Origin of the sequence: Stenotrophomonas indicatrix (assembly GCA_041545745.1) — a bacterium.
Classification (GTDB): domain Bacteria; phylum Pseudomonadota; class Gammaproteobacteria; order Xanthomonadales; family Xanthomonadaceae; genus Stenotrophomonas; species Stenotrophomonas indicatrix_A.
In genome coordinates this window covers 428,633-449,124 of record CP168152.1, presented here as the reverse complement: position 1 = coordinate 449,124, position 20,492 = coordinate 428,633, and the positions used below count along the sequence as shown (strand labels likewise).

17 protein-coding genes are annotated in these 20,492 nt (G+C 64.9%); 10 read left to right on the top strand and 7 right to left on the bottom strand.

Going from position 1 to position 20,492, the window contains the following annotated elements; translation table 11 throughout:
- Window positions 1-9: 9 nt before the first annotated feature.
- Window positions 10-1,515: an ATP-binding protein gene (locus tag ACEF39_RS02015; protein ID WP_500286778.1), complete on the bottom strand. Its 1,506-nt coding sequence runs from the start codon at window positions 1,513-1,515 to the stop codon at window positions 10-12.
- 368 nt (window positions 1,516-1,883) lie between these two features.
- Between ACEF39_RS02015 and ACEF39_RS02010 the strand changes: the two genes are divergently transcribed.
- Entirely contained in the window at window positions 1,884-3,398 is a 1,515-nt protein-coding gene (locus tag ACEF39_RS02010; protein ID WP_500286777.1) for a DNA cytosine methyltransferase, read from the top strand.
- Here the strand turns inward: ACEF39_RS02010 and ACEF39_RS02005 are convergent.
- Window positions 3,377-3,799: a very short patch repair endonuclease gene (locus ACEF39_RS02005; protein WP_500287952.1), complete on the bottom strand. Its 423-nt coding sequence runs from the start codon at window positions 3,797-3,799 to the stop codon at window positions 3,377-3,379. The two genes, ACEF39_RS02010 and ACEF39_RS02005, sit on opposite strands and share 22 nt — an antisense overlap.
- A 131-nt stretch (window positions 3,800-3,930) precedes the next feature.
- Window positions 3,931-6,618 carry a pyruvate dehydrogenase (acetyl-transferring), homodimeric type gene (aceE, locus tag ACEF39_RS02000; protein ID WP_032975588.1) on the bottom strand — a complete coding sequence of 896 codons (2,688 nt, stop codon included), beginning with the start codon at window positions 6,616-6,618 and terminating at the stop codon, window positions 3,931-3,933.
- A gap of 635 nt (window positions 6,619-7,253) precedes the next feature.
- Here aceE and ACEF39_RS01995 point away from each other — a divergent pair.
- Complete coding sequence (locus tag ACEF39_RS01995) at window positions 7,254-7,814, top strand: PadR family transcriptional regulator (RefSeq protein WP_500286776.1); 561 nt, start codon at window positions 7,254-7,256, stop codon at window positions 7,812-7,814.
- A 60-nt stretch (window positions 7,815-7,874) separates the two neighbouring features.
- Window positions 7,875-8,672 carry a siderophore-interacting protein gene (locus ACEF39_RS01990; protein WP_478034359.1) on the top strand — a complete coding sequence of 266 codons (798 nt, stop codon included), beginning with the start codon at window positions 7,875-7,877 and terminating at the stop codon, window positions 8,670-8,672.
- Between the two features lie 155 nt (window positions 8,673-8,827).
- On the opposite strand, the gene ACEF39_RS01985 is transcribed toward ACEF39_RS01990, so the two are convergent.
- The gene (locus ACEF39_RS01985) at window positions 8,828-9,661 is read right to left on the bottom strand and encodes a hypothetical protein (protein WP_500286775.1); all 834 of its coding nucleotides are present in this window, start codon (window positions 9,659-9,661) and stop codon (window positions 8,828-8,830) included.
- A gap of 91 nt (window positions 9,662-9,752) precedes the next feature.
- On the opposite strand from ACEF39_RS01985, the gene ACEF39_RS01980 reads away from it, so the two are divergent.
- Window positions 9,753-10,154: a hypothetical protein gene (locus ACEF39_RS01980; protein ID WP_251473070.1), complete on the top strand. Its 402-nt coding sequence runs from the start codon at window positions 9,753-9,755 to the stop codon at window positions 10,152-10,154.
- 289 nt (window positions 10,155-10,443) lie between these two features.
- Here ACEF39_RS01980 and ACEF39_RS01975 read toward each other — a convergent pair whose 3' ends face one another.
- Entirely contained in the window at window positions 10,444-11,154 is a 711-nt protein-coding gene (locus ACEF39_RS01975) for a YceI family protein (protein WP_089238300.1), read from the bottom strand.
- A gap of 85 nt (window positions 11,155-11,239) precedes the next feature.
- Window positions 11,240-11,830: a malonic semialdehyde reductase gene (locus ACEF39_RS01970; RefSeq protein WP_025878215.1), complete on the bottom strand. Its 591-nt coding sequence runs from the start codon at window positions 11,828-11,830 to the stop codon at window positions 11,240-11,242.
- 121 nt (window positions 11,831-11,951) lie between these two features.
- Between ACEF39_RS01970 and ACEF39_RS01965 the strand changes: the two genes are divergently transcribed.
- The 5 genes from ACEF39_RS01965 to ACEF39_RS01945 all read left to right on the top strand — a co-directional run bounded on the left by ACEF39_RS01965 (window position 11,952) and on the right by ACEF39_RS01945 (window position 15,610).
- Window positions 11,952-12,911, top strand: a complete 960-nt coding sequence (locus ACEF39_RS01965) for a mitochondrial fission ELM1 family protein (protein ID WP_500286774.1) — start codon at window positions 11,952-11,954, stop codon at window positions 12,909-12,911.
- Window positions 12,912-13,062: 151 nt separating this feature from the next.
- Window positions 13,063-13,914, top strand: coding sequence for a DUF2145 domain-containing protein (locus ACEF39_RS01960; protein WP_500286773.1), 852 nt, complete (start codon window positions 13,063-13,065; stop codon window positions 13,912-13,914).
- A gap of 18 nt (window positions 13,915-13,932) precedes the next feature.
- Window positions 13,933-14,427 carry a hypothetical protein gene (locus ACEF39_RS01955; RefSeq protein ID WP_500286772.1) on the top strand — a complete coding sequence of 165 codons (495 nt, stop codon included), beginning with the start codon at window positions 13,933-13,935 and terminating at the stop codon, window positions 14,425-14,427.
- A 33-nt stretch (window positions 14,428-14,460) separates the two neighbouring features.
- Window positions 14,461-14,976: a hypothetical protein gene (locus ACEF39_RS01950; protein ID WP_500286771.1), complete on the top strand. Its 516-nt coding sequence runs from the start codon at window positions 14,461-14,463 to the stop codon at window positions 14,974-14,976.
- 73 nt (window positions 14,977-15,049) lie between these two features.
- Entirely contained in the window at window positions 15,050-15,610 is a 561-nt protein-coding gene (locus ACEF39_RS01945) for a queuosine precursor transporter (RefSeq protein ID WP_500286770.1), read from the top strand.
- Window positions 15,611-15,791: 181 nt separating this feature from the next.
- On the opposite strand, the gene glnE is transcribed toward ACEF39_RS01945, so the two are convergent.
- Window positions 15,792-18,587: a bifunctional [glutamate--ammonia ligase]-adenylyl-L-tyrosine phosphorylase/[glutamate--ammonia-ligase] adenylyltransferase gene (gene glnE / locus ACEF39_RS01940; protein ID WP_500286769.1), complete on the bottom strand. Its 2,796-nt coding sequence runs from the start codon at window positions 18,585-18,587 to the stop codon at window positions 15,792-15,794.
- Window positions 18,588-18,955: 368 nt separating this feature from the next.
- Between glnE and scpC the strand changes: the two genes are divergently transcribed.
- Window positions 18,956-20,470, top strand: a complete 1,515-nt coding sequence (scpC, locus tag ACEF39_RS01935) for a succinyl-CoA:acetate CoA-transferase ScpC (protein WP_500286768.1) — start codon at window positions 18,956-18,958, stop codon at window positions 20,468-20,470.
- The last annotated feature ends 22 nt before the right edge of the window (window positions 20,471-20,492 follow it).

Sequence of the window (20,492 nt, the reverse complement as noted above, 5' to 3'; positions counted from 1 at the left end):
GCCCTGTCCTTAGTCTTCGATTATTCGCAACAGCCCTAGCGCGCGCCGGGCATCTCGCTGACCTGCGAAGACCGGAGTCGCCAGAATGACTTCCGCGATTGAGCGCGGAAGGGTGTTCTTCCCGGGAACGATCGCCTCTACATAGGTCGCCAATAGCTGCGCAAGTTCCGCATCGCTAAGCACTTGCTGACTTATAGCCTTGGGAGAGGACGCAATGTCAGAGAAAACAGATTCCAACGGAAGCGTCGCTTCAATGGCAAGCAGTGCAGTGTCGACATCACCCCGTGAGCCAGCCGCCTGACGAAGAGCTTCGATGATGGGGTGGTCGCGACGAACTTCGTATCGCACAGCACCTCTTTCTTCCACTCTTTGCCACAAAGGTAGACCCGAACCAGCTGCCTGACGACGTCCTCTATACGTGTATGGCCTTCGGGCAGTCTCAGTCATGCGCTCTATCAACGGCCTTAAACGCCGCCGAACGACCGATGGGAGCCGCATCCGCGATTTCCGAACGTCTATGCTCCACTCCGAGTCAAGCGATGTAGGCACGTCCACTTGGACCCGGAGCAGCTTTGTAAGCTCGGATTTACGCACAAGACCTAACCACGTCCCGCCAGCTATTAGGCGCCCAGCGCGATAGACGTAAAGGCCCTGCGTTTCAGTTAGACTCGATCCTAGCTCAATCGCGCTCATCTGCTCAGGGCTGAGATGCTGATGATGAGGCAGTGTGAACGCTTGAACGGTCACGGCGGAGCCAGCCATTCTGATTATCTCGGTTTCATGCGCGTCAGATGAAGGAGATATGTGCTGCGCAAAGGGATCGGCAGCCAGGACAGGCGAACCATTGAGACGCAGTGACACTGCGCCAGACACTGCCCCCTCCTTCTGCTGTGCGAGGAATCGGTGGAACGTAAGTGCCAAGTGCGATCTCGCATTTGCGAACAGATCGTTCAAGGCAACAAGAGCATCATCAGAGCTGTTTTCGAATGGATCGAGGCGGTCCAGACCCTGCCAGACCACCAAGGTTCCTGTCGAGGGGAGCAAGTTGATCATTGGGATCGCTTCAATCTCCTCTGGCTCCAACACCTTCAGAAGCCACTGATCCTTCTTAAGCACCAAGTCGAGGTCCCAACTCCGAGCAGCGAGATCGCCGTCCACTCTTGAGGCTACGGTAAGTCGCCTGCACTGGCTGAAGGATGCGGTCTTCAGCCCAAGACCAAAGCGCCCCAAGTCTGTTGCTGCCCTGACATCGCGGGGGCTTCTACTGCCATGCTGCATGGCAGCTGTCAACTCAGAAGACCGCATTCCACGGCCGTCGTCCAATATCGCCAGGAATGGCGATCCGTCAGCATGAATATCGTTGAATATCTCAACTATCCTCGCGCCAGCGGAGATACTATTATCAACGATATCCGCAAGGGCACTCTCGAACGAGTACCCGATATCCCGCATTGATTCCAATAGTCTCGCTGCACTGGGCTCCACCCATATGTGCCCCGGAAGCAAATCATTCATTACCCGTCCTTAGCAATCCTGCCTGCGCACACTTAGCGTCTGACCTAGCAGCTGCGGCCATCCAACAGCAGTCAGACTATAGCCTATGCCATGACGCTTCCTGCACCATTCGTGGCCAAATTCGATTATTCCTACGTCGCTCGCTGCGTCGGATTATTGACTCTTACCGGGAACGGCAAGATGGGAACTCGACTCTGCAGACAGAGCCGGGTCAATTCGTCAGCTCTAACGGAGCATGAGCTTCCCATCGCAAGCTCCTGAGTTGCTTCGATTTCCCCGCTTCAGAACTTGAAAAACTCGTGATTGCATGCGATCCTGGCACCGCAGAAGCGGTGCAAGATGCACCGCCAATTACATTGTGAACCAGCATGCGGATCCCTGTTGTAGATGTGTTTGCGGGCCCTGGCGGCTTGGGCGAGGGCTTCTCCGCCTACATGGCCAAGGGCAGACCGAGACACCAGCCCTTCAAGATTGCGATCTCTGCTGAGATGGAAGCGAACGCAGCGAGAACTCTTCGTCTGCGAGCGTTCTATCGCCAATTCCCTGTGGGGAAGGCCCCCATCAGCTATTACGACTACGTGGCCGGCCGGGTAGCCCAACCATGGACCGAAAAGACTAGGCATGAGTGGCTTGCTGCTGGCGAGGAGGCCAAGCAACTTCAGCTCGGAGTTGCTGAAGATGACCGCGTGCTGCATGACCATATTCGCAAGGTGGCGACTGGGCCCGATCCTTGGATTCTAATTGGAGGCCCTCCTTGCCAAGCATATTCTTTGGTGGGCCGTGCGCGCAATCGTGGCGTTGCTGGCTATAGGGCCGAAGATGACCACCGACACTTCCTCTACAAGCATTATCTCAAGATCATCAAGGATCATCGCCCCGCAGCGTTTGTTATGGAGAACGTGAAGGGCATCCTTTCGTCAAGGGTCGGGGGCGAGCTGATGTTCCCGAAGATTCTCGATGATCTCCGCGCTCCCGGCGGGAAGAACGGCCCCCGATATAACGTCATTCCGCTGGTAAAGAGCGGCGACACTGATCTTTTCGACGATGAGGATGGGCGCAAGTACATTCTCAGGGCGGAAGAGCTGGGGGTACCTCAGGCTCGCCACAGGGTTGTACTGCTTGGCGTGGCCGAAGACATCAACCTCACTCGCGCAAGGTGGATGATTGCATCTAACGACGAGGTGCACCTTGATTCGGTCATTAAAGGCTTACCAAGATTGAGAAGCGGCGTGACTGATGTCGACGTAGACGACTGGTCATCTGAGGCTAAGGAGATCCTTCTACATGCGGCCTCCCTTACAGATGACATCCGTGTCTCAGGAGAGCTTCGTCAGCAAGCCCTGCGCGTACCTAGGACTGATTTCGGGTCCGGCGGAAGATCGATGCCGAGAACCGCGGGGTGCAACAAAGTGCCTTCTCACTTGGAGAACTGGCTCATTGATCCGAGACTCGGCCACTTGCTGAACCACGAGGTTCGACAGCATATGTGGATGGATCTCGTTCGATATGGTTATGCATCAGCGTTCACGTTAGCCCACGAGCGGTCACCGCGAGGCTCATCCGAATTCCCAGAGTCCATCCATCCGGATCACGCGAACTGGATGACAGGAAAATTTGTAGATCGTTTCAAGGTTCAGAGGTGGGATGCTCCGAGCTCGACGGTGACTAGCCACCTGCAGAAGGATGGACATTACTTCATTCATCCGGATCCCACACAACTCAGAAGCATCTCTGTCCGAGAGGCGGCGAGACTACAGACCTTCCCGGACAATTACTTCTTTGAGGGTGCGCGGGGAGCACAGTTCCGCCAAGTCGGCAACGCTGTTCCACCATGGATGGCGAACCAGATTGCGGATGTGGTTTACTCGATTTTGGGACACTGATCTGCCGAGAACTCTGCGCGCCTCACACAAGACTTCAGAAATGTCGAAAGCCCGGCTAGAGTCGGCCCAGGCTGTAGCCTGAGGCTGCATTCCCACACCACCGCAATTCGCCAGCCATCCCTCATAAGCACTTGGGCTTGGCGCTCGTCTCTTGCACGATTTTCTTCAAGCTTATGTAGCCAGAACTCAGGTCGCGTGGTTGGCAAAGTGGCAAAGCGGCATCCCTGATGCATATGCCAAAAGCAGCCATGAACGAAGATGACCGCCCGGTATTTAGGCAATGTCAGGTCGGGTCTTCCAGGCAGATCGCGCCTGTGGAGCACGTACCGAAAGCCACTCCGATGTAAGTATCTTCGAACCACCAATTCGGGCTTTGTGTTCTTTCCCTTGATCCCTGACATCATCTTAGAACGAATGGCGGCATCTACTATGTCTACCATTGCTCGGGCCCTCCACAGCGCAACGGACAACATAGAGAGTCATCAATAAAAAAGGGGCGGTCAAGCCGCCCCTCTTCTTCAACGCTATTTAATCAAACCCCAACAGGATTAGCCTTCTCCGGATCAATCTTGTACTGCTTGATCGCCCGGGCCACATCCTTAGCCGTCATCTTCCCGTCCTTCGCCAGCGCCGCAATCGCGGCATGCGCGATGTAGTACCGGTCAACCTCGAAGAACCGACGCAGGTTCGCACGCGTATCCGAACGACCGAAACCATCGGTACCCAGCACCGTGTACGACATCGGCACGAACGCGCGGATCTGGTCCGCATACGCACGCACATAGTCGGTGGCGGCAATTGCCGGGCCCTGGCGGCCTTCCAGCAGCTCGGTCACATAGGCCTTGCGCTGCTCACCTTCCGGATGCAGGCGGTTGGCACGTTCCACGTCGAAACCATCGCGACGCAGTTCGTTGAAGCTCGGGCAGCTCCAGATATCGGCGGTCACGCCGAAGTCCTTGTCCAACAGCTCGGCTGCGGCAATGGCTTCGCGCAGGATGGTGCCCGAACCCAGCAGCTGCACGCGCAGCTCGCCCTTCTTCGGCTTGCCGGCGTCGGTCAGCAGGTACATGCCCTTGACGATGCCTTCGGCCGCGCCTTCCGGCATTTCCGGGTGGGTGTAGTTCTCGTTCATCAGGGTGACGTAGTAGTACTCGTCAATCTGATCTTCCATCATCGCCTTGGTGCCGTGCTGCAGGATCACCGTCACTTCGAAGCCGAAGGTCGGGTCGTAGCTGCGCACGTTCGGAATGCCACCGGCCACCAGATGGCTGAAGCCATCTTCGTGCTGCAGGCCTTCACCGTTCAGCGTGGTGCGGCCGGCGGTACCACCCAGCAGGAAGCCGCGGGTACGCATGTCGGCAGCCTGCCAGGCGATGTCGCCCACGCGCTGGAAGCCGAACATCGAGTAGTAGATGTAGAACGGCAGCATCGGCACGTTGCTGACCGAGTAGCTGGTACCGGCGGCCATCCACGAGCTGATCGCACCCGGCTCGCTGATGCCCTGCTGCAGCACCTGGCCGCTCTGGTCTTCGCGGTAGAACATCAGCTGGTCGGCGTCGACCGGCTTGTACTTCTGGCCGAACGGCGCGTAGATGCCGATCTGGCGGAACAGGCCTTCCATACCGAAGGTACGGGCTTCGTCGGCCACGATCGGCACGATGTGCGGGCCCAGTTCCTTGTCGCGCAGGGTGATGTTCAGGCTCTGCACGAAGGCCATGGTGGTGGAGTAGCTGCGCTCGCCGCTGCTCTTCAGCAGGCGCTCGTAGCTTTCCAGCTTCGGTGCATTGAAGCTCTTTTCGGCCTTGCGGCGGCGCTGCGGCAGGTAACCACCCAGCGACGCACGGCGTTCCTGCAGGTACTGCACTTCCGGCGAATCCGGGCCCGGGTGGTAGAACGGCACCTGGCCGTCGGCCAGCTGCGCGTCGGTCACCGGAATGTTGAAGCGGTCGCGGAAGTGGCGCACCGCTTCGTCGTCCAGCTTCTTGGTCTGGTGGGTCGGGTTCAGTGCCTCACCGGCGCTGCCCATACCGTAGCCCTTGACCGTCTTGGCCAGGATCACGGTCGGCATGCCCTTGGTGTTCACGGCCTGGTGGTAGGCGGCGTACACCTTGTGCGGGTCGTGGCCGCCACGGTTGAGGCGCCAGATGTCGTCGTCGGACAGACCGGCCACCATCGCAGCGGTTTCCGGGTACTTGCCGAAGAAATGCTCGCGGGTATACGCACCGCCGAAGGCCTTGCAGTTCTGGTATTCGCCGTCGACGGTTTCCATCATCAGCTTCTTCAGGACGCCATTGGTGTCCTTGGCCAGCAGGGCATCCCAGTAACCGCCCCACAGCAGCTTGATGACATTCCAGCCGCCGCCACGGAACACGCCTTCCAGTTCCTGGATGATCTTGCCGTTGCCGCGCACCGGGCCGTCCAGGCGCTGCAGGTTGCAGTTCACCACGAAGATCAGGTTGTCCAGGCCTTCACGGCCGGCAAGCGCGATGGCACCCAGGGTTTCCGGCTCGTCGCTCTCGCCGTCGCCGATGAAGCACCACACCTTGCGGTCGGACTTCTCGATCAGGCCACGGTTTTCCAGGTAGCGCATGAACTGCGCCTGGTAGATGGCGGCCAGCGGGCCCAGGCCCATCGACACGGTCGGGGTCTGCCAGTATTCCGGCATCAGCCACGGGTGCGGGTACGACGACAGGCCGCCGCCGTCCACTTCCATGCGGAACTTGTCCAGCTGCTCTTCGCTGATGCGGCCTTCCAGGAAGGAACGCGCGTAGATGCCTGGGGCGCTGTGGCCCTGGATGAACAGCAGGTCGCCCGGGTGGTTTTCGCTGGGGGCGCGCCAGAAGTGGTTGAAGCCCACGTCGTACAGCGTTGCGCCGGAGGCGAACGAGGCGATGTGGCCGCCCAGGTCACCCGGCTTGCGGTTGGCGCGCACCACGGTGGCCATCGCGTTCCAGCGGATGATCGAACGGATGCGCCATTCCAGTTCGGCGTTGCCCGGGCTCTTGGCCTCCAGCTGCGGCTCGATGGTGTTGACGTATTCGGTAGTGGGAGAGAACGGCAGATAGGCACCCGAACGACGGGTCAGTTCCACCATGCCTTCCAGCAGCTGATGCGCGCGCTCGGGGCCCTCGACATCAATAACGGCCTTCAACGACTCGATCCACTCCTGGGTTTCCACAGGATTCGGGTCGTTGTTCAGCACCTCGTTCAACCAGTTCATTAGCGCTCCCATTACCGCACGCACGCGCGCGACTGTTGATAGATTTCTAGACCGCAAAGTGTAGCGCACCAAGGGCTTTCGTCACTTGGCTACGCTGGCGTATGGAGGCAGGCCACCCATGTCTGCAAGGCCTGTCCCGGGACGTCCACCAGCGGGACAAAGCGCTGCTGCAGGCCGCTGTGGCTGCCTGCAAGGGCTGCGCCAGCTGTCGCCATTGGCCTGCTGCGCCCATGCGCAGGACGCAGTGTTACTGCCATGGATGACCGTTGTGGGGCAAGGCCGGCGCCGTGTCGGCGTTGTCTGACGGGGCGCCGCTGAACCCGCGACAACGTGTCGCGCGCGCCTCTCGACGCGGACGGGGCAGCTGCGCACGGTTGGCGGCGAGCAGGCCCCTTCCCGCGGTTCGCCGCTCGTCTGCTGCGCCCCTGCCGGGGCGGAAACCCGCAGTGCCGTTGCGTGGCCCGATACGGATGTCAGGCCGCGCAACGGTGGCTTGCGCTGCGCGTAGCCCTGCGCTGATCCCTTGCGGTAGCTTGCTGCGTGGCCCGATCGGGCAAGCATTCTGGCCGAAACCATGCTTGTCGGGTCCGGCTTATCGATATATCGTTTGCGGCACACGTTACCGATATATCGAAATGGGCCGATCCCCCTCCCCCAGGAACCGCACCGACGATGCCGCGGTACCCCGCCGCAACGGCCAGCCGCGCGTGCTCAGCCGTGGCGACCTGCGCCTATTGGTGCTGGCGCTGATCGGCGAGCAGCCGCGCCACGGCTACGAATTGATGCAGCACATCAGCACCATGTTCATGCAGGCCTACACGCCCAGCGCCGGCACCATGTACCCGCTGCTGGCCAGCTTCGAGCAGGCTGGCTGGGTGGCGTCGGAAGAGGTGGACGGCCGCCGTGTGTTCCGCATCACCACTGCGGGCGAGTTCGAGCTGAAGGTGCAGCGCACCCAGGTGCGATTGGCGCAGCGACGCGCGTTCGACCGCGCCCGCGAGATCACCAAGGCCTCGCTGCCGGCACCGCTGGCCGCTGCGCTGCGCGAGTTCAAGCTGGCGCTGGTGCACCACCACGGACGCTGGGCCGAGGGCGAAGCCGAGCAGGTGGCCGCGCTGCTGTCGCGCGCGTCGGCGCTGATGAACGGCCAGGCCGGCAACGTGTCCCCTCCCTTTTCTACGACCCAGCCAGACTGAATCCAGCCAGGTCTTCCCCCATGCCGCGCGCCTCCGCGCGACCTTCTGACAGGTACCCCCATGACCGAACATCACAACTCGCGCCTGCGCCTGGATGTGCGCTTCCGTGAACTGACCGTGCTCCGCACCGAGACTGTCACCCCGCACATGCGCCGCATCGTGCTGGGCGGCGACGACCTGGCCGGCTTCGATTCGCCCGGCGCCGACGACCACATCAAGCTGTTCTTCCCCAACGCCAGCGGTGAAATGGTGCTGCCGGTGCTGACCGCCGAAGGGCGCAGCTACCCGGATGGCAAGCAGCCTTCGCCGGCACGCGACTACACCCCACGCTGGTGGGACCACGAAACCGGCGAACTGGCCATCGACTTCGTACTGCACGACCAGGGCATCGCCGGGCCGTGGGCCGAGCGCGCACAGGCCGGCGACACGCTGGTGATCGGCGGCCCACGCGGCTCGTTCGTGGTGGCCGACAGCTATGACGCCTACGTGCTGATTGGCGATGAGACCGCGCTGCCGGCCATCGCCCGCTGGCTGGACGTGCTGCCCGAAGGCGCGCAGGTGCAGGCCTACATCGAAGTGGCCGACGAGGACGAGCGCCAGGATCTGCCGCAGTACGAGAACGTGCGCATCCACTGGCTGGAGCGCAACGGCTTCCCGGCGGCCAGCAGCACGCTGCTGGAAGACATGCTGACCGACTTCGAGGCGCCGGACGGCGATACGTTCTACTGGATCGCCACCGAATCGCGCCGCGCACGGATGATGCGCAAGTTCATCGAAGGCCACCTGGGCGTGCCGCGCGACTGGATCCGCTCGACCGGTTACTGGAAGGCGCACCCGGACGAACAGGACGGCGATTGACCGCAAAACGGTAGGTGCGGACCGTTGGTCCGCACGCTCTTCTACGGGTAGTGCCGGCCGCTGGCCGGCAACCTCATGAACCTACCGACCACGCGCGGGCAATGCCGGCCGCTGCAATGACCACATCTGGTAGTGCCGGCCGCTGGCCGGCAACCTCATGACCCTTCGGCAGCATCCTGCAGTTGCCGGCCAGCGGCCGGCACTACCACGCCGGGCGCAGCCCCACCCTTCCACCCGAACCGGTGCGCGGCCCATATCTCCAGCGCCACCAGCAGCACGATGAGCGCCAGCGGCAGCAGCAACCCCAGGTACACACCCGGCATCATGCCGTTGATCTGCGCCTTCACCAGCCGCAACACGCCGCGCGTATGCAGCAGCTCGTCGATGCGCATGGTCAACGCCTCGCGCACCATCTTCGGCTCCAAGCCGACCGTGCCGGCCTTGTCGATCAGCGTGTCTTCCACCATCGCGCGCAGCATCCCGGCGCGCACTTTGCCGATCACCCAGCCCACGCCGCGCGCCATCGGCCCGTCACCCAGCCGCTCCACGCCGGGCAGCGGATGCTCGCGCAGGTAGATCGCGGCAAGCGAATCGGCAACATCACCCACCGTGCCCTGGCTCTGCAGTGCGGCACGCATGCGCTCGTCTTCCAGCGAGGCGGTGAAGCCACTGCTCCAGCCTTCCACCATCGTCTGCAGGTGCGGCTGGAAGTGATCGAGCTGCTTGAACAGCGCGCGGTGCGCACCGGCGGTGACGCCCAGCTGCAGGCCGAAGAACGCGACCAGCAACGGCAGCAGCACCACATACGAGGCCAGCAGCCCATGGTGCCAACGCCGCTGCCGCCGCAGCCAACCGCGTCGATGCAGCCAGCGCCAGCCGAGGATGCCCAGCGCCAGCCCCAGCAGGGTGCCCAGCACGCTGCCGCCGATCAGATCGAGCACGCTCAGGCCGGTCCAGAATTCGCCAAGCCAGTACTGCGCTTCCTGCATGGTGCTGCCTTCCGTGGTTCAGTGCGGCCGCCATGGTAACCGCGACCCCATGCGACAATCGCGCTCCTTTCCTGCACCAACGAGGCCCCACGTGGGCAAACTGACCCTGAGCGGCGTGGACACGCTGCGTACCCGCCTGGCCGACGACAGCGCCTGCGACGCAGTGCTGTCCGCCTTCGCCGACCCGGCAGCGGCGCGCGTACCGCTGCGTGAGCTGGTCGAGGCACAGCACCGCTACCTGCAGGCCGAACACGAAGTGGCACAGGTGGCCGACATCCTGCGCCGCGACCAGAAGTACGCGCCGGTCGGTCGCCCGTCGGTGCATATCGTGCAGCTGCGCAAGCAGCAGGCGTCCACCAGGCAGGCGGCACTGATCGCCCGCCAGGTGGTGGCACAGGCCGCGCAGACGTTCGTGCGTGCGAGCGGGTTGGTGGTGAAAGCCAAGCAGAGCCCGAGCGAAGCGTCAGCCGCGTGGCTGGGTACGCTGCGCTGAGCGCGCGTGCCCGGTAGTGGCCAACCTTGGTTGGCCTGCGGAGTGCTCGTGCGCCAACCGAGGTTGGCACCTACCGGGTAGTGCCGGCCGCTGGCCGGCAACCTCGGGTAGTTGGATGCATGCAGTTGCCGGCCAGCGGCCGGCACTACCAGGTGACCGGGGCGATCGGGCGACCCGGCGGTTGAACGATCGGGCAACCCGGCAACCGGGCGTGGATGCCGCCCAAAAAAGAAGGCCCGCTTTTCAGCGGGCCTTCTGCCTTCTCACGACGAGTGAGCGGGATGTTGCATCAAGCAGCCGGCTTCTCGCCGGTGGCTTCGGTGGTGATGCGGATCTTCACTTCATCGCTGACGTTCGGGGCGTAGGCGCCGACGCCGAAATCGCTGCGCTTGATGGTGGTGGTGGCATCGAAGCCGGCGGCCGGAACCTTGGCCATCGGGTGCTCGCCGCCGCCGTTGACGGTCACATCCAGGGTCACCGGCTTGGTGATGTCCTTGATGGTCAGATCGCCGGTGACAGTCAGCTTGTTGGTGCCGGCCGATTCGACCTTGGTGCTCTTGAAGCTGGCAGCCGGGAACTTGGCAGCGTCGAAGAAGTCGGCGCTCTTCAGATGCTCGTCGAACTTGGCGGTGAAGCTGTTCAGGCCGCTCAGCGGCAGCTTCACTTCCACGGTGGACTTGGTCACGTCGGTGGCGTCGTACACCAGGGTGCCTTCGGCGTTGCCGAAGTGCGCGCTCGGGTTGGAGAAGCCGAAGTGGCTCCACTGCGCCAGCACGTCGGTGTGGGTCGGGTCGAGCTTGTAGGTGCCCGAGGCGATGGTGATGGCGGCAGCGGCCGGGGCGGCAGCAGCGGCATCGGCAGCCGGGGTGGTGGCAGCCTGCTCGGTGGTGGCCGGGGCAGCAGCATCAGCCGCCGGGGCGGCGGTGTCGGCCGGCTTGGAGCAGGCGGCGATGGCCAGGGTCAGGGCCAGCGGCAGCAGCAGTTTACGGGTGGCGCTCATCTCAGGAACTCTCCGGATCGTAGGGTGGGAACACAGTGCAGCAATGGCCCGCCACGGCGGGCGGGCCCGAAACCGATACAGCGACTTACGCGATGCGCGCCGCTTCGTCGAAGGACAGACGCGGCAGACGGGGGAACAGGCCCGAATCGTCACCGTACCCCAGGTTGACCAGGAAATTCGACTTGATGCTGGTGCCGGCGAAGAAGGCTTCATCGACCTTGGCGTTGTCGAAGCCGGACATCGGGCCGGCATCCAGGCCCAGCGCGCGTGCGGCCAGGATCAGGTAGGCGCCCTGCAGGCTGCCGTTGCGGAACGCGCCTTCGTGGCGGCCTTCGCGCGGGCCGTCGAACCAGGCCTTGGCGTCGGTGTGCGGGAACAGGTACGGCAGCTTCTCGTGGAAATCCTGGTCGAAGGCCACGATGACGGTGACCGGGGCGGCCAGGGTCTTGTTGTGGTTGCCTTCGGACAGGGCCGGTGCCAGCTTGGCCTTGGCTTCGGCCGACTTCACGAACACGAAGCGCGCCGGGCTGCCGTTGGCGGCGGTCGGGCCCCACTTCAGCAGGTCGTACAGGGCGTGCAGCTGGGCGTCTTCGACCGGCTTGTCGAGGAAGGCGTTCTGGGTACGGGCAGTGCGGAACAACTGGTCCAGTGCAGCAGCGTCGAGCGCGTGGGACATCGTGGATCTCCAGGGCGGCTAAGGTCAGTGCCCGCGGGCGGCGCGGGGCGAAACGTCGATCCGCAGTGTAGAGTGTCGCGACTGTTGCAACACCCAGCAGGATTGAAACGAATTAATGCCAATGGTGAAACGATCGAGCACGCCATGGACGGTCACCGATGGCCGTGCCGGTAATGTCCGCCAGGCGGTCGCGCTGGCGACGGCGCTGCGCCTGGGCAGCCACCGGCCCCTGGTTCTGCAACCCCGCGCCCCGTGGCGCTGGCTGTCACCGCGGCGCTTGCCCGGAGATGTGAATGGCTACGGCGAGGCGTTCGCGTCCCTCGCTGTCGAGGCGCCCGCGCTGGCGATCGGCTGTGGCCGCCAAGCCGCCGGCGCGCTGCGCGTGCTGCGCGCGCGCGGCAGCCAGGTGGTGCAGATCCTCGACCCGCGCATCGGCTCCCGCCACTGGGACGTGGTGGTGGTGCCCGAGCATGACGCCCTGCGCGGCAGCAACGTGCTGACCCTGATCGGCAGCCTGAACCCGGTGGACGATGACTGGCTGGCCTGGGGCCGCGCCGCGTTCGCCAGCTTCAGCACCCTGCCCGGCCCGCGCACCGCGCTGCTGGTGGGCGGCCCGACGCCGCTGGCACCGTGGGATGAGACCGCGATGGTCCACGTGTTCCAGGCGTTGGCCGAACAGATCCGCAGCGAGGGTGGCAGCCTGCTGGCAACCACTTCGCGACGCACGCCGCCGGCGCTGGCCGAGATCCTGAGGGCGAAGTTCGCCGACCTGCCACATGTGATCTGGGGCGATGGCGGCGATGGCGTGAACCCGTATGCCGGTCTGCTCGGCTGGGCCAACCGGGTGGTGGTGTCGCCCGATTCGGTGAACCTGCTGTCCGAGGCCAGCGCCACGCGCATGCCGGTGATGGTGGCCCTGGCCGATACCGCGCAGGGACGGCTGGCGCGCTTCCAACAGCAGCTGCGCGAGCGCGGGCGCCTGCAGCCACGCTGGCTGGACTGGCAGTACGACCGCACCGAACCACTGCGCGAGACCACGCGGATTGCTGCCGAGGTCAAAGCACGCCTCACCTTGGGGTAGTGCCGGCCAACGGCCGGCAACCAGGTGCACGTGGCCGAAGATCATGTGGTTACCGGCCAGCGGCCGGCACGACCCACTCCCCGTGGAGCGCTGATTCCAGCGATGCGGGTATGATCGGCGCGCGGGCCTGCCCGCCTCTGGAGCGGTATACATGGAACGTCTGCATCGCCTGCGCTGCGCCCTGCTGCCGTTGATGAGCCTGCTGGCCACCACGCCGGCATGGGCCGACAGCGGCACCTGCGTAGAGCGCTACCCCAGCGTGGCCGCACAGGCGGCGATGTTCGATGTGGCCTGGACCACCGCCGAGCGCCTGGATGCGCTGCCCGACGTGGACGTGGTGATTGCCGCGCGTGGCGGCCAGGACCTGAGCCGCTACGGCCTGCGCCACAGCCACCTGGCCTTCCTGCTGCGCGAGGACGACGGCCGCTGGCGTGCGATGCACCTGCTCAACCGCTGCAAGACCGACAGCTCGCAGCTGTACCGCGAGGGCCTGGGCAATTTCGTCGGTGAAAGCGGCACCCATACCGATCTGCGCATCGGCGTGCCGCCGCCGGCGTTGCAGTTGGCACTTAAACGGATGCTGGCAGCGCCGGCGATCCAGCCCAAGGCACTGCACGAATCGAACTACAACGTCGTGGCCTATCCGTTCGCCACCGACTTCCAGAATTCCAATCAGTGGATCCTGGAAGTACTGGCCGCCGCGATGGCGCAGGCCGAAGGCGGCCCGGTCATCGTCAAGCGCGAACAGGCGCAGCAGTGGCTGCGCGCGCAGAAGTACCAGCCCAGCGTGCTGCATATCGGCCTGGGCAAGCGCGTGGGTGCGCGCTTGTTCGTGGCCAACGCCACCACCACCGACCACCCCGCCAGCGAACGCGTTTCCGGCAACTACTCGGTGGTGACGGTGGAATCGGTATTCGACTTCCTGCACCAGCGCAGCCAGCTGCAGCAGGAACTGACCATTGCGCACGCGACAGGCGAAAGCACTGCCGCCGCTGCGCCCTGACCCGGCAAGGAGAAGATGATGCGCAACCTGCAGTTTTCCGCGTTGGCCGTGCTTCTGTGCGGCAGCCTGTTGTCCGCAGCGCCGGCACATGCCGAGCGCCGCATCGTGATCATCCAGAACAGCGTGCCCGAAGGGCCGAGCCTGGAGATGTCTGCACCGATGGTGGAACTGGCCCGCGCAGCGGCGGCCAAGGAAACCGCAGATGCCGGCCTGCCGCCGGGCCAGGGCGCACCGGTGAAGCTGCCGCAGATGCAGGTCAGCGCCATCTCCACCACCGTCGATGGCCGCCGCGAGGTGCTGCTGCAGGATGCCAACAACCCGCAGAACACCGCGTCCATGCAATGGCCCAAGCGCCCCGGTGACCCGGCCGTGCAGTTCAACGTGGGCCAGACGGTGAATTTCGAACCCGCCGAATCGGGCAACGGCTGGCGGGTGAACGACAACCAGGGCCGGCCGCTGGAATACCTGCCCGAGGCCACCGGCCCGCGCGACATTTTCGATACGCAGCGCTGAGCCGCTGCTTCTCTTCCCGACCAGGAGGTCACCATGCTTCGTTCCCTGCGCGTCCCCGCCGCCGCCCTGCTGTTGTCTGCCCTGACGGTGCCGACCGTGCACGCCGGTGCCGCCCCGCACCTCAACAGTGGGCAGGCCAGCGTGCTGGTCACTTCGTTGATCGTGGTATCGGTTCCGCTGGCCACCTCGATGGGCCTGGCTGCGCTGTCCAAGGCGCCGTTCAAGGCCAGCGAGCGCAATGGCAAGGTTGCCGAGCGCACCCCGGCGGTGCCGCTGCCGCCGATGGAAGTGAAGCAGGTGGCGACCACCGCCGCCGGCGAGCGCCAGGTGCATCTGCAGGTACCGGACAAGGCCGACCAGACCGCCACCCTGCAGTGGCCCGCGATTGAGGGTGAAGACCCGGTGGCCGGCTTCGTGGTCGGCCAGCAGGTGCGCTTCGATCCGACCGATGCAGGTGCCGGTTGGACAGTGAAGAACAGCGACGGCAAGGCTCTGGCCTATGTGCCCACGGCCTATGCCGCCGGCGACGCGCTGAGCGAACTGCTGTAAAGCTGAACGGCCGTTTTTGGCGCTGCGGCGGGCCGGGCGGATAATGGGCGATCCCCTTTTTCCCCGGCTCGCCATGTCCGTGCGTCCTGCGCCTGTTTTTGCCCCGTTGACCGCCCGCGCCCTGGTGCTGGCGGTGCTGGCCATGGGCGCGGTGGTGCTGCTGTCCAACGTGCTGGTGCAGTACCCCATCAATGACTGGCTGACCTGGGGTGCTTTCAGCTACCCGGTGGCGTTTCTGGTCAGCAACCTGATCAACCGCCGCTTCGGCCCGGGCCCGGCCCGCCGCGTGGCGTGGATCGGTTTTGCGGTGGCGGTGCTGCTGTCGGTGTGGGTGGCCACGCCGCGCATTGCGATCGCCTCGTGCTCGGCCTTCATCGTTGCCCAGCTGCTGGACATCACCGTGTTCGACCGCCTGCGCCGTGGCAGTTGGTGGCGCGCGCCGATGGTGGCCACCACCTGCAGCGCCACGGTGGATACCACCATCTTCTGGTCGATCGCCTTCGCCGGCTCCACCCTGCCGTGGCTGAGCTGGGCGGCGGGCGACCTGGCGGTGAAGCTGGCGATCGGTGTGTGCCTGCTGGCCCCGTTCCGCGCGCTGCTGTGGAAGATGGCGCCGCTGCGTACAGCGGGCTGACCGCCGTTGTCCTGGTAGGTGCCAACCTTGGTTGGCACGATCCGTCAGCGTTCATGGCGCCGGCAACAGCGTGCCAACCAAGGTTGGCACCTACCAACAGCAAGCCATCGCACGGTGAATGCCAACAGCAAACCTTCGCCCGGTAGTTGCCAACCTTGGTTGGCATCCACACCACCTGCATTCAGGCGAACGGCAGGTCCGCGGCGATGCACGCGGCGCTGACCGCCGCACACGCATCTTCGATGGCCGGCGTCGTTGGCGCCAACCGCGGCCTTCGATCCAGTGTGCAGGCCAGCCCTACTTCCAGCAGCGTCGCATGCGCGCCATGCAGCGCCTGTGCGGTAGCTTCCGGCAGGAACCCCGCCGCTGCCAACGCGTCGATCAACGCCGGCGTGGCACGCGGCTGCAGCAATGCAGGTATCTGCGCACTGCATGCCAGCACACCGGTCTGCAGCAGGAATTCCAGGTCGACCACGCCGCCTGCGCCCTGCTTCAGGTCGAGCCGGGCGGCATCGCTGCGGTCCAGTTCGGTGCGCATGCGCCCGCGCATCTTCAGTACATCGGCATACAGCGTTGCGCGATCACGTTCGCGGCCCAGCGTCTGCGCACGTACCTGTTCGAAATCCTGCAGCAGGCTGGAATCGCCGGCCACGCCGCGCGCGCGCACCAGCGCCTGGTGTTCCCAGGTCCATGCACGATCGCGCTGGTACTCGGTGTAACTGGTCAGCGAAGACACCAGCGAGCCCTTGCCACCATCCGGACGCAGCCGCACGTCGATGTCGTACAGGCGGCCGGCGGCGGTGACCGCAGCCAGCAGCGCCATCACCTTCTGGGCCAGGCGCGCATACCAGCGGCCCGGCTCCAGCGGGCGCGCGCCATCGCTGGCTTCCACGCCCGGCGGGTGATCGTGCAGGAACACCAGGTCCAGATCCGAGCCGAAGCCCAGCTCCAGGCCGCCCAGGCTGCCGTACCCGATGATTGCAAAGCGACCGCCGGCAATCACGCCGTGTGCGGCCTGCATATCAGCCTCGGCCATCGCCAGCACGGTGACCACCACCGCCTGCGCCAGTTCGGCCAGTTGCCGAGTGCTGTCGACCGCGCCCTGGCGCCCGTCCAGCGTGGCCATCGCCATACGGAAACTGAGGGCGAGGCGCGTTTCGTTGAGCCAGCGCAGCGCCGATTCGGGATCTTCAACCGTCAGCACCTGCTGGCATTCGGCCAGCATGCCGGCCGCATCGGGCATCGGCCCGGACACGCGCACGTCCAGCAGCTCGTCCAGCAGCAGCGGATACGCGGCCAGGCGTTCGGCCAGCAGCGCGCTGCGTGCAAGCACGTCGACCAGGCGCGCGAGCGCGCTGGGTTGTTCGTCCAGCAGCGCCAGGTAGCTGGTACGGCGCAGTACTGCCTGCAGCAGGCCGAGCACGCGCTTGAGTGCGGCGTCGGGCTGCGGTGAACGGGTGGCGGCGTGCAGCAGTGCCGGCAGTACGCGATCCAGGCGCGCGCGCGCGGCATCGGACAGCGACTTCACCCCTGTGCCCTGGGCGAAATCACGCAGTGACTGGTCGGCACCATTGGCGTCGAGGAAACCGGCCTCGGCCAGCAGCGGTGCATTGCTGCCCTCGGGCAGGCTGCGCCAGTAGTTGGCCAGCGCATCCGGTGCTGCCTGGCCCTTGCGTGGGGCCAGCAATGCGGCGAACTCGGTACTGACGCGCTGCTGCTGCACGGCCAATGCAGCGCGCAGCGCATCCCAATCGGCATAGCCGAGGCCGACGGCAATGCGTTCGCGATCCAGCACATCGCTGGGCAGCACATGGGTCTGTGCATCGCGCAGCATCTGCAGGCGGTTTTCCAGCCGGCGCAGGAACAGATAGGCCTCGCGCAGTGCGGCGCCATCATCGCTGGCGATCTGCCCGGCAGCGACCAGCGCATCCAGCGCGACCAGCAACCGCCGCTCACGCAGCGCCGGCTCGCGGCCACCACGAATGAGCTGCAGCGCCTGGCACAGGAATTCGATTTCGCGGATGCCACCGGCGCCACGCTTGATGTCGTCGTGCATCTCGCGGCGCGCGACTTCGGCGGTGATCGCCGCTTTCATTTCGCGCAGGCCATCAAGCGCGGTGAAGTCCAGGTAGCGGCGGTACACGAACGGTCGCAGGGTCTGCAGCCAGGCCTCGCCAGCGGCGATATCGCCAGCCACCGCGCGCGCCTTCAACCACGCATAGCGCTCCCAGTCGCGGCCTTCGCGCTGGAAGTACTGATCCATTGCCGCCAATGACAGCGCCACACGGCCGGCGCTGCCGAACGGACGCAGGCGCAGGTCGACGCGATGGCTGAAGCCGTCGACGGTGGTTTCATCCAGCAGCTTGGCCAGGCGCTGGCCGAGCCGGGCGAAATACTCCTCGGCCGCCAGCGCGCGCGGGCCGTCGGATTCACCGCCCTGCACGTAGGCGTAGACCAGATCGACATCGGAACTGAAGTTGAGCTCGCCACCACCCAGCTTGCCCAGCCCGAACACCACCAGCTGCTGCGGTTGGCCGTGGTCATCGAGGATCACTCCATGGCGCAGGGCGAACTCCTGCTGCAGGGCGTCCAGCGCCAGCCGCAGGCAATCCTCGGCCAGCGCGGTGGCACCGGCGAGGGTCTGTGGCACGTCGTCCAGCCCGGCCAGGTCGCGCCAGATCAAGCGGGTCGACATTGCCGTGCGCCAGCGCCGCAGTTGTGCCGGCCAGTCGCTGGGCTGCAGCGGATCGAGCACAGGCGCCGGCAGCGGCGGACAGCCCGGCGCGGACAACTGCGCCAACAGGCCGGGCTGGCGCACCAGGGTGTCCATGGCGAAGTCGCTGCTGACCGCCAGCTGCACCAGCAGCGGCTGCAGCTCGACCGGAATGGGCTCGGGCACGGCCTGGGCCAGGCGCGCCAGTGCGCGGTCGACGAGGGGCTGCAGAGGGGCGGGCAATTCGGCGGGGGCGAAGGTCATGCCCTGATTCTCGCGGGGTCGGATCCCTTTGCCAACGGCGAAGGGCTCTGACCCGTTGCCGTGGCCTGTGGGGTCAGAGCCTTTTGCCCTTGGCGAAAGGATCCGACCCCGGCACCGCGCATTCATCTTGGGCGGCAGGCAATAAAAAAGCCCGCTTGCAGCGAACTGCCAGCGGGCTCTGCTCCCTCCCCCACGTCGGGATGCAGGGCCATCGTGCGGTGTACGAAAGTACTTTGCACGCTGCACTGCAAAACAAAACCGGTGGGTATGGGAGAGGCGTTGCCGGAAACACCATTCCACGAAGGTAGAACCCCCCGTACGGCAGGGGATGGCCGATAATCGGGATTCCCCCCAGAAACGCTGTCGTCATGACTGTTGATCGCATCGCCAACGCGCGTCTTCGTGACCGCGTGGTCTCCGCCGAGGCCGCAGCCGCGCTGATCCAGCCCGGTGAAACCGTGGCCATGAGCGGCTTTACCGGCTCCGGTTACCCCAAGGCCGTTCCCGTTGAACTGGCCCGCCGCATCGAATCGGTGCATGCCCAGGGCCTGCCCTTCCAGATCAGCCTGATGACCGGTGCCTCCACTGCGCCGGAACTCGATGGCGCGCTGGCCAAGGCCGATGGCATCGCCATGCGCATGCCGTTCCAGAGCGACCCGGATGCGCGCAACCGCATCAACGAGGGCAAGCTGGATTACATCGACATCCACCTCAGCCACGTCGCCCAGCACGTCTGGTTCGGCTTCTACGGCGAGATCGATACCGCCGTGGTCGAGGTCTCGGCCATCCGCGAGGATGGCTCGCTGGTGCCGTCCACCTCGGTGGGCAACAACAAGACCTGGCTGGACCTGGCCAAGAAGGTGATCATCGAGGTCAACGAGTGGCAGCCGGCCGGCGTCGACGGCATGCATGACATCTACTACGGCACCGCGCTGCCGCCGCACCGCAAGCCGATTCCGCTGGTCAATGCCAACGACCGCATCGGCGAGAACGCGCTACGCTGCGACCCGGACAAGATCGTGGCCGTGGTGCGCACCAATGGCCCGGACCGCAACAGCCCGTTCAGCCCGATCGATGCGACCAGCGAACAGATCGCCGCGCACCTGATCGAGTTCCTGCAGCACGAAGTGAAGCGTGGCCGCCTGCCGGCCAACCTGCTGCCGCTGCAGTCGGGCGTGGGCAACATCCCCAACGCGGTGCTGGCCGGCCTGGCCAAAAGTGGTTTCCGCGATCTGGCGGCGTTCACCGAGGTGATCCAGGACGGCATGCTCGACCTGCTGCGCGACGGCGTGCTGAGCTATGCCTCATGCACCGGTTTCGCGCTGAGCCCGCAGGCCAACGAGACGTTCAAGGAAAACATCGATTTCTACCGCGAGCGCATCATCATGCGCACGCAGGAAATCTCCAACCATCCCGAGCTGGTGCGCCGCCTCGGCTGCATCGGCATGAACGGCATGATCGAAGTGGACCTCTACGGCAACGTCAATTCGACGCACGTGATGGGCACGCGGATCATGAACGGCATCGGCGGTTCGGGCGACTTCGCGCGCAATGGTTTCCTGTCCGCGTTCCTCAGCCCGTCGACAGCGAAGAACGGCACCATTTCGGCGATCGTGCCGATGGCCAGCCACGTCGACCACACCGAGCACGACGTGTCGGTGATCGTGACCGAACAGGGCCTGGCCGATCTGCGTGGCCTGACCCCGCGCAAGCGCGCGCAGGTGCTGATCGACAACTGCGCGCACCCGGATTTCCGCGCGCAGCTGCAGGACTACTTCGACCGCGCCAGCCGCGAGAGTTACGGCAAGCACACTCCACACCTGCTGCCGGAGGCGCTGTCGTGGCACCAGCGGTGGCTGGATACCGGCACGATGAAGGGCTGATTGCGTTCGGGGTCAGAGCCCT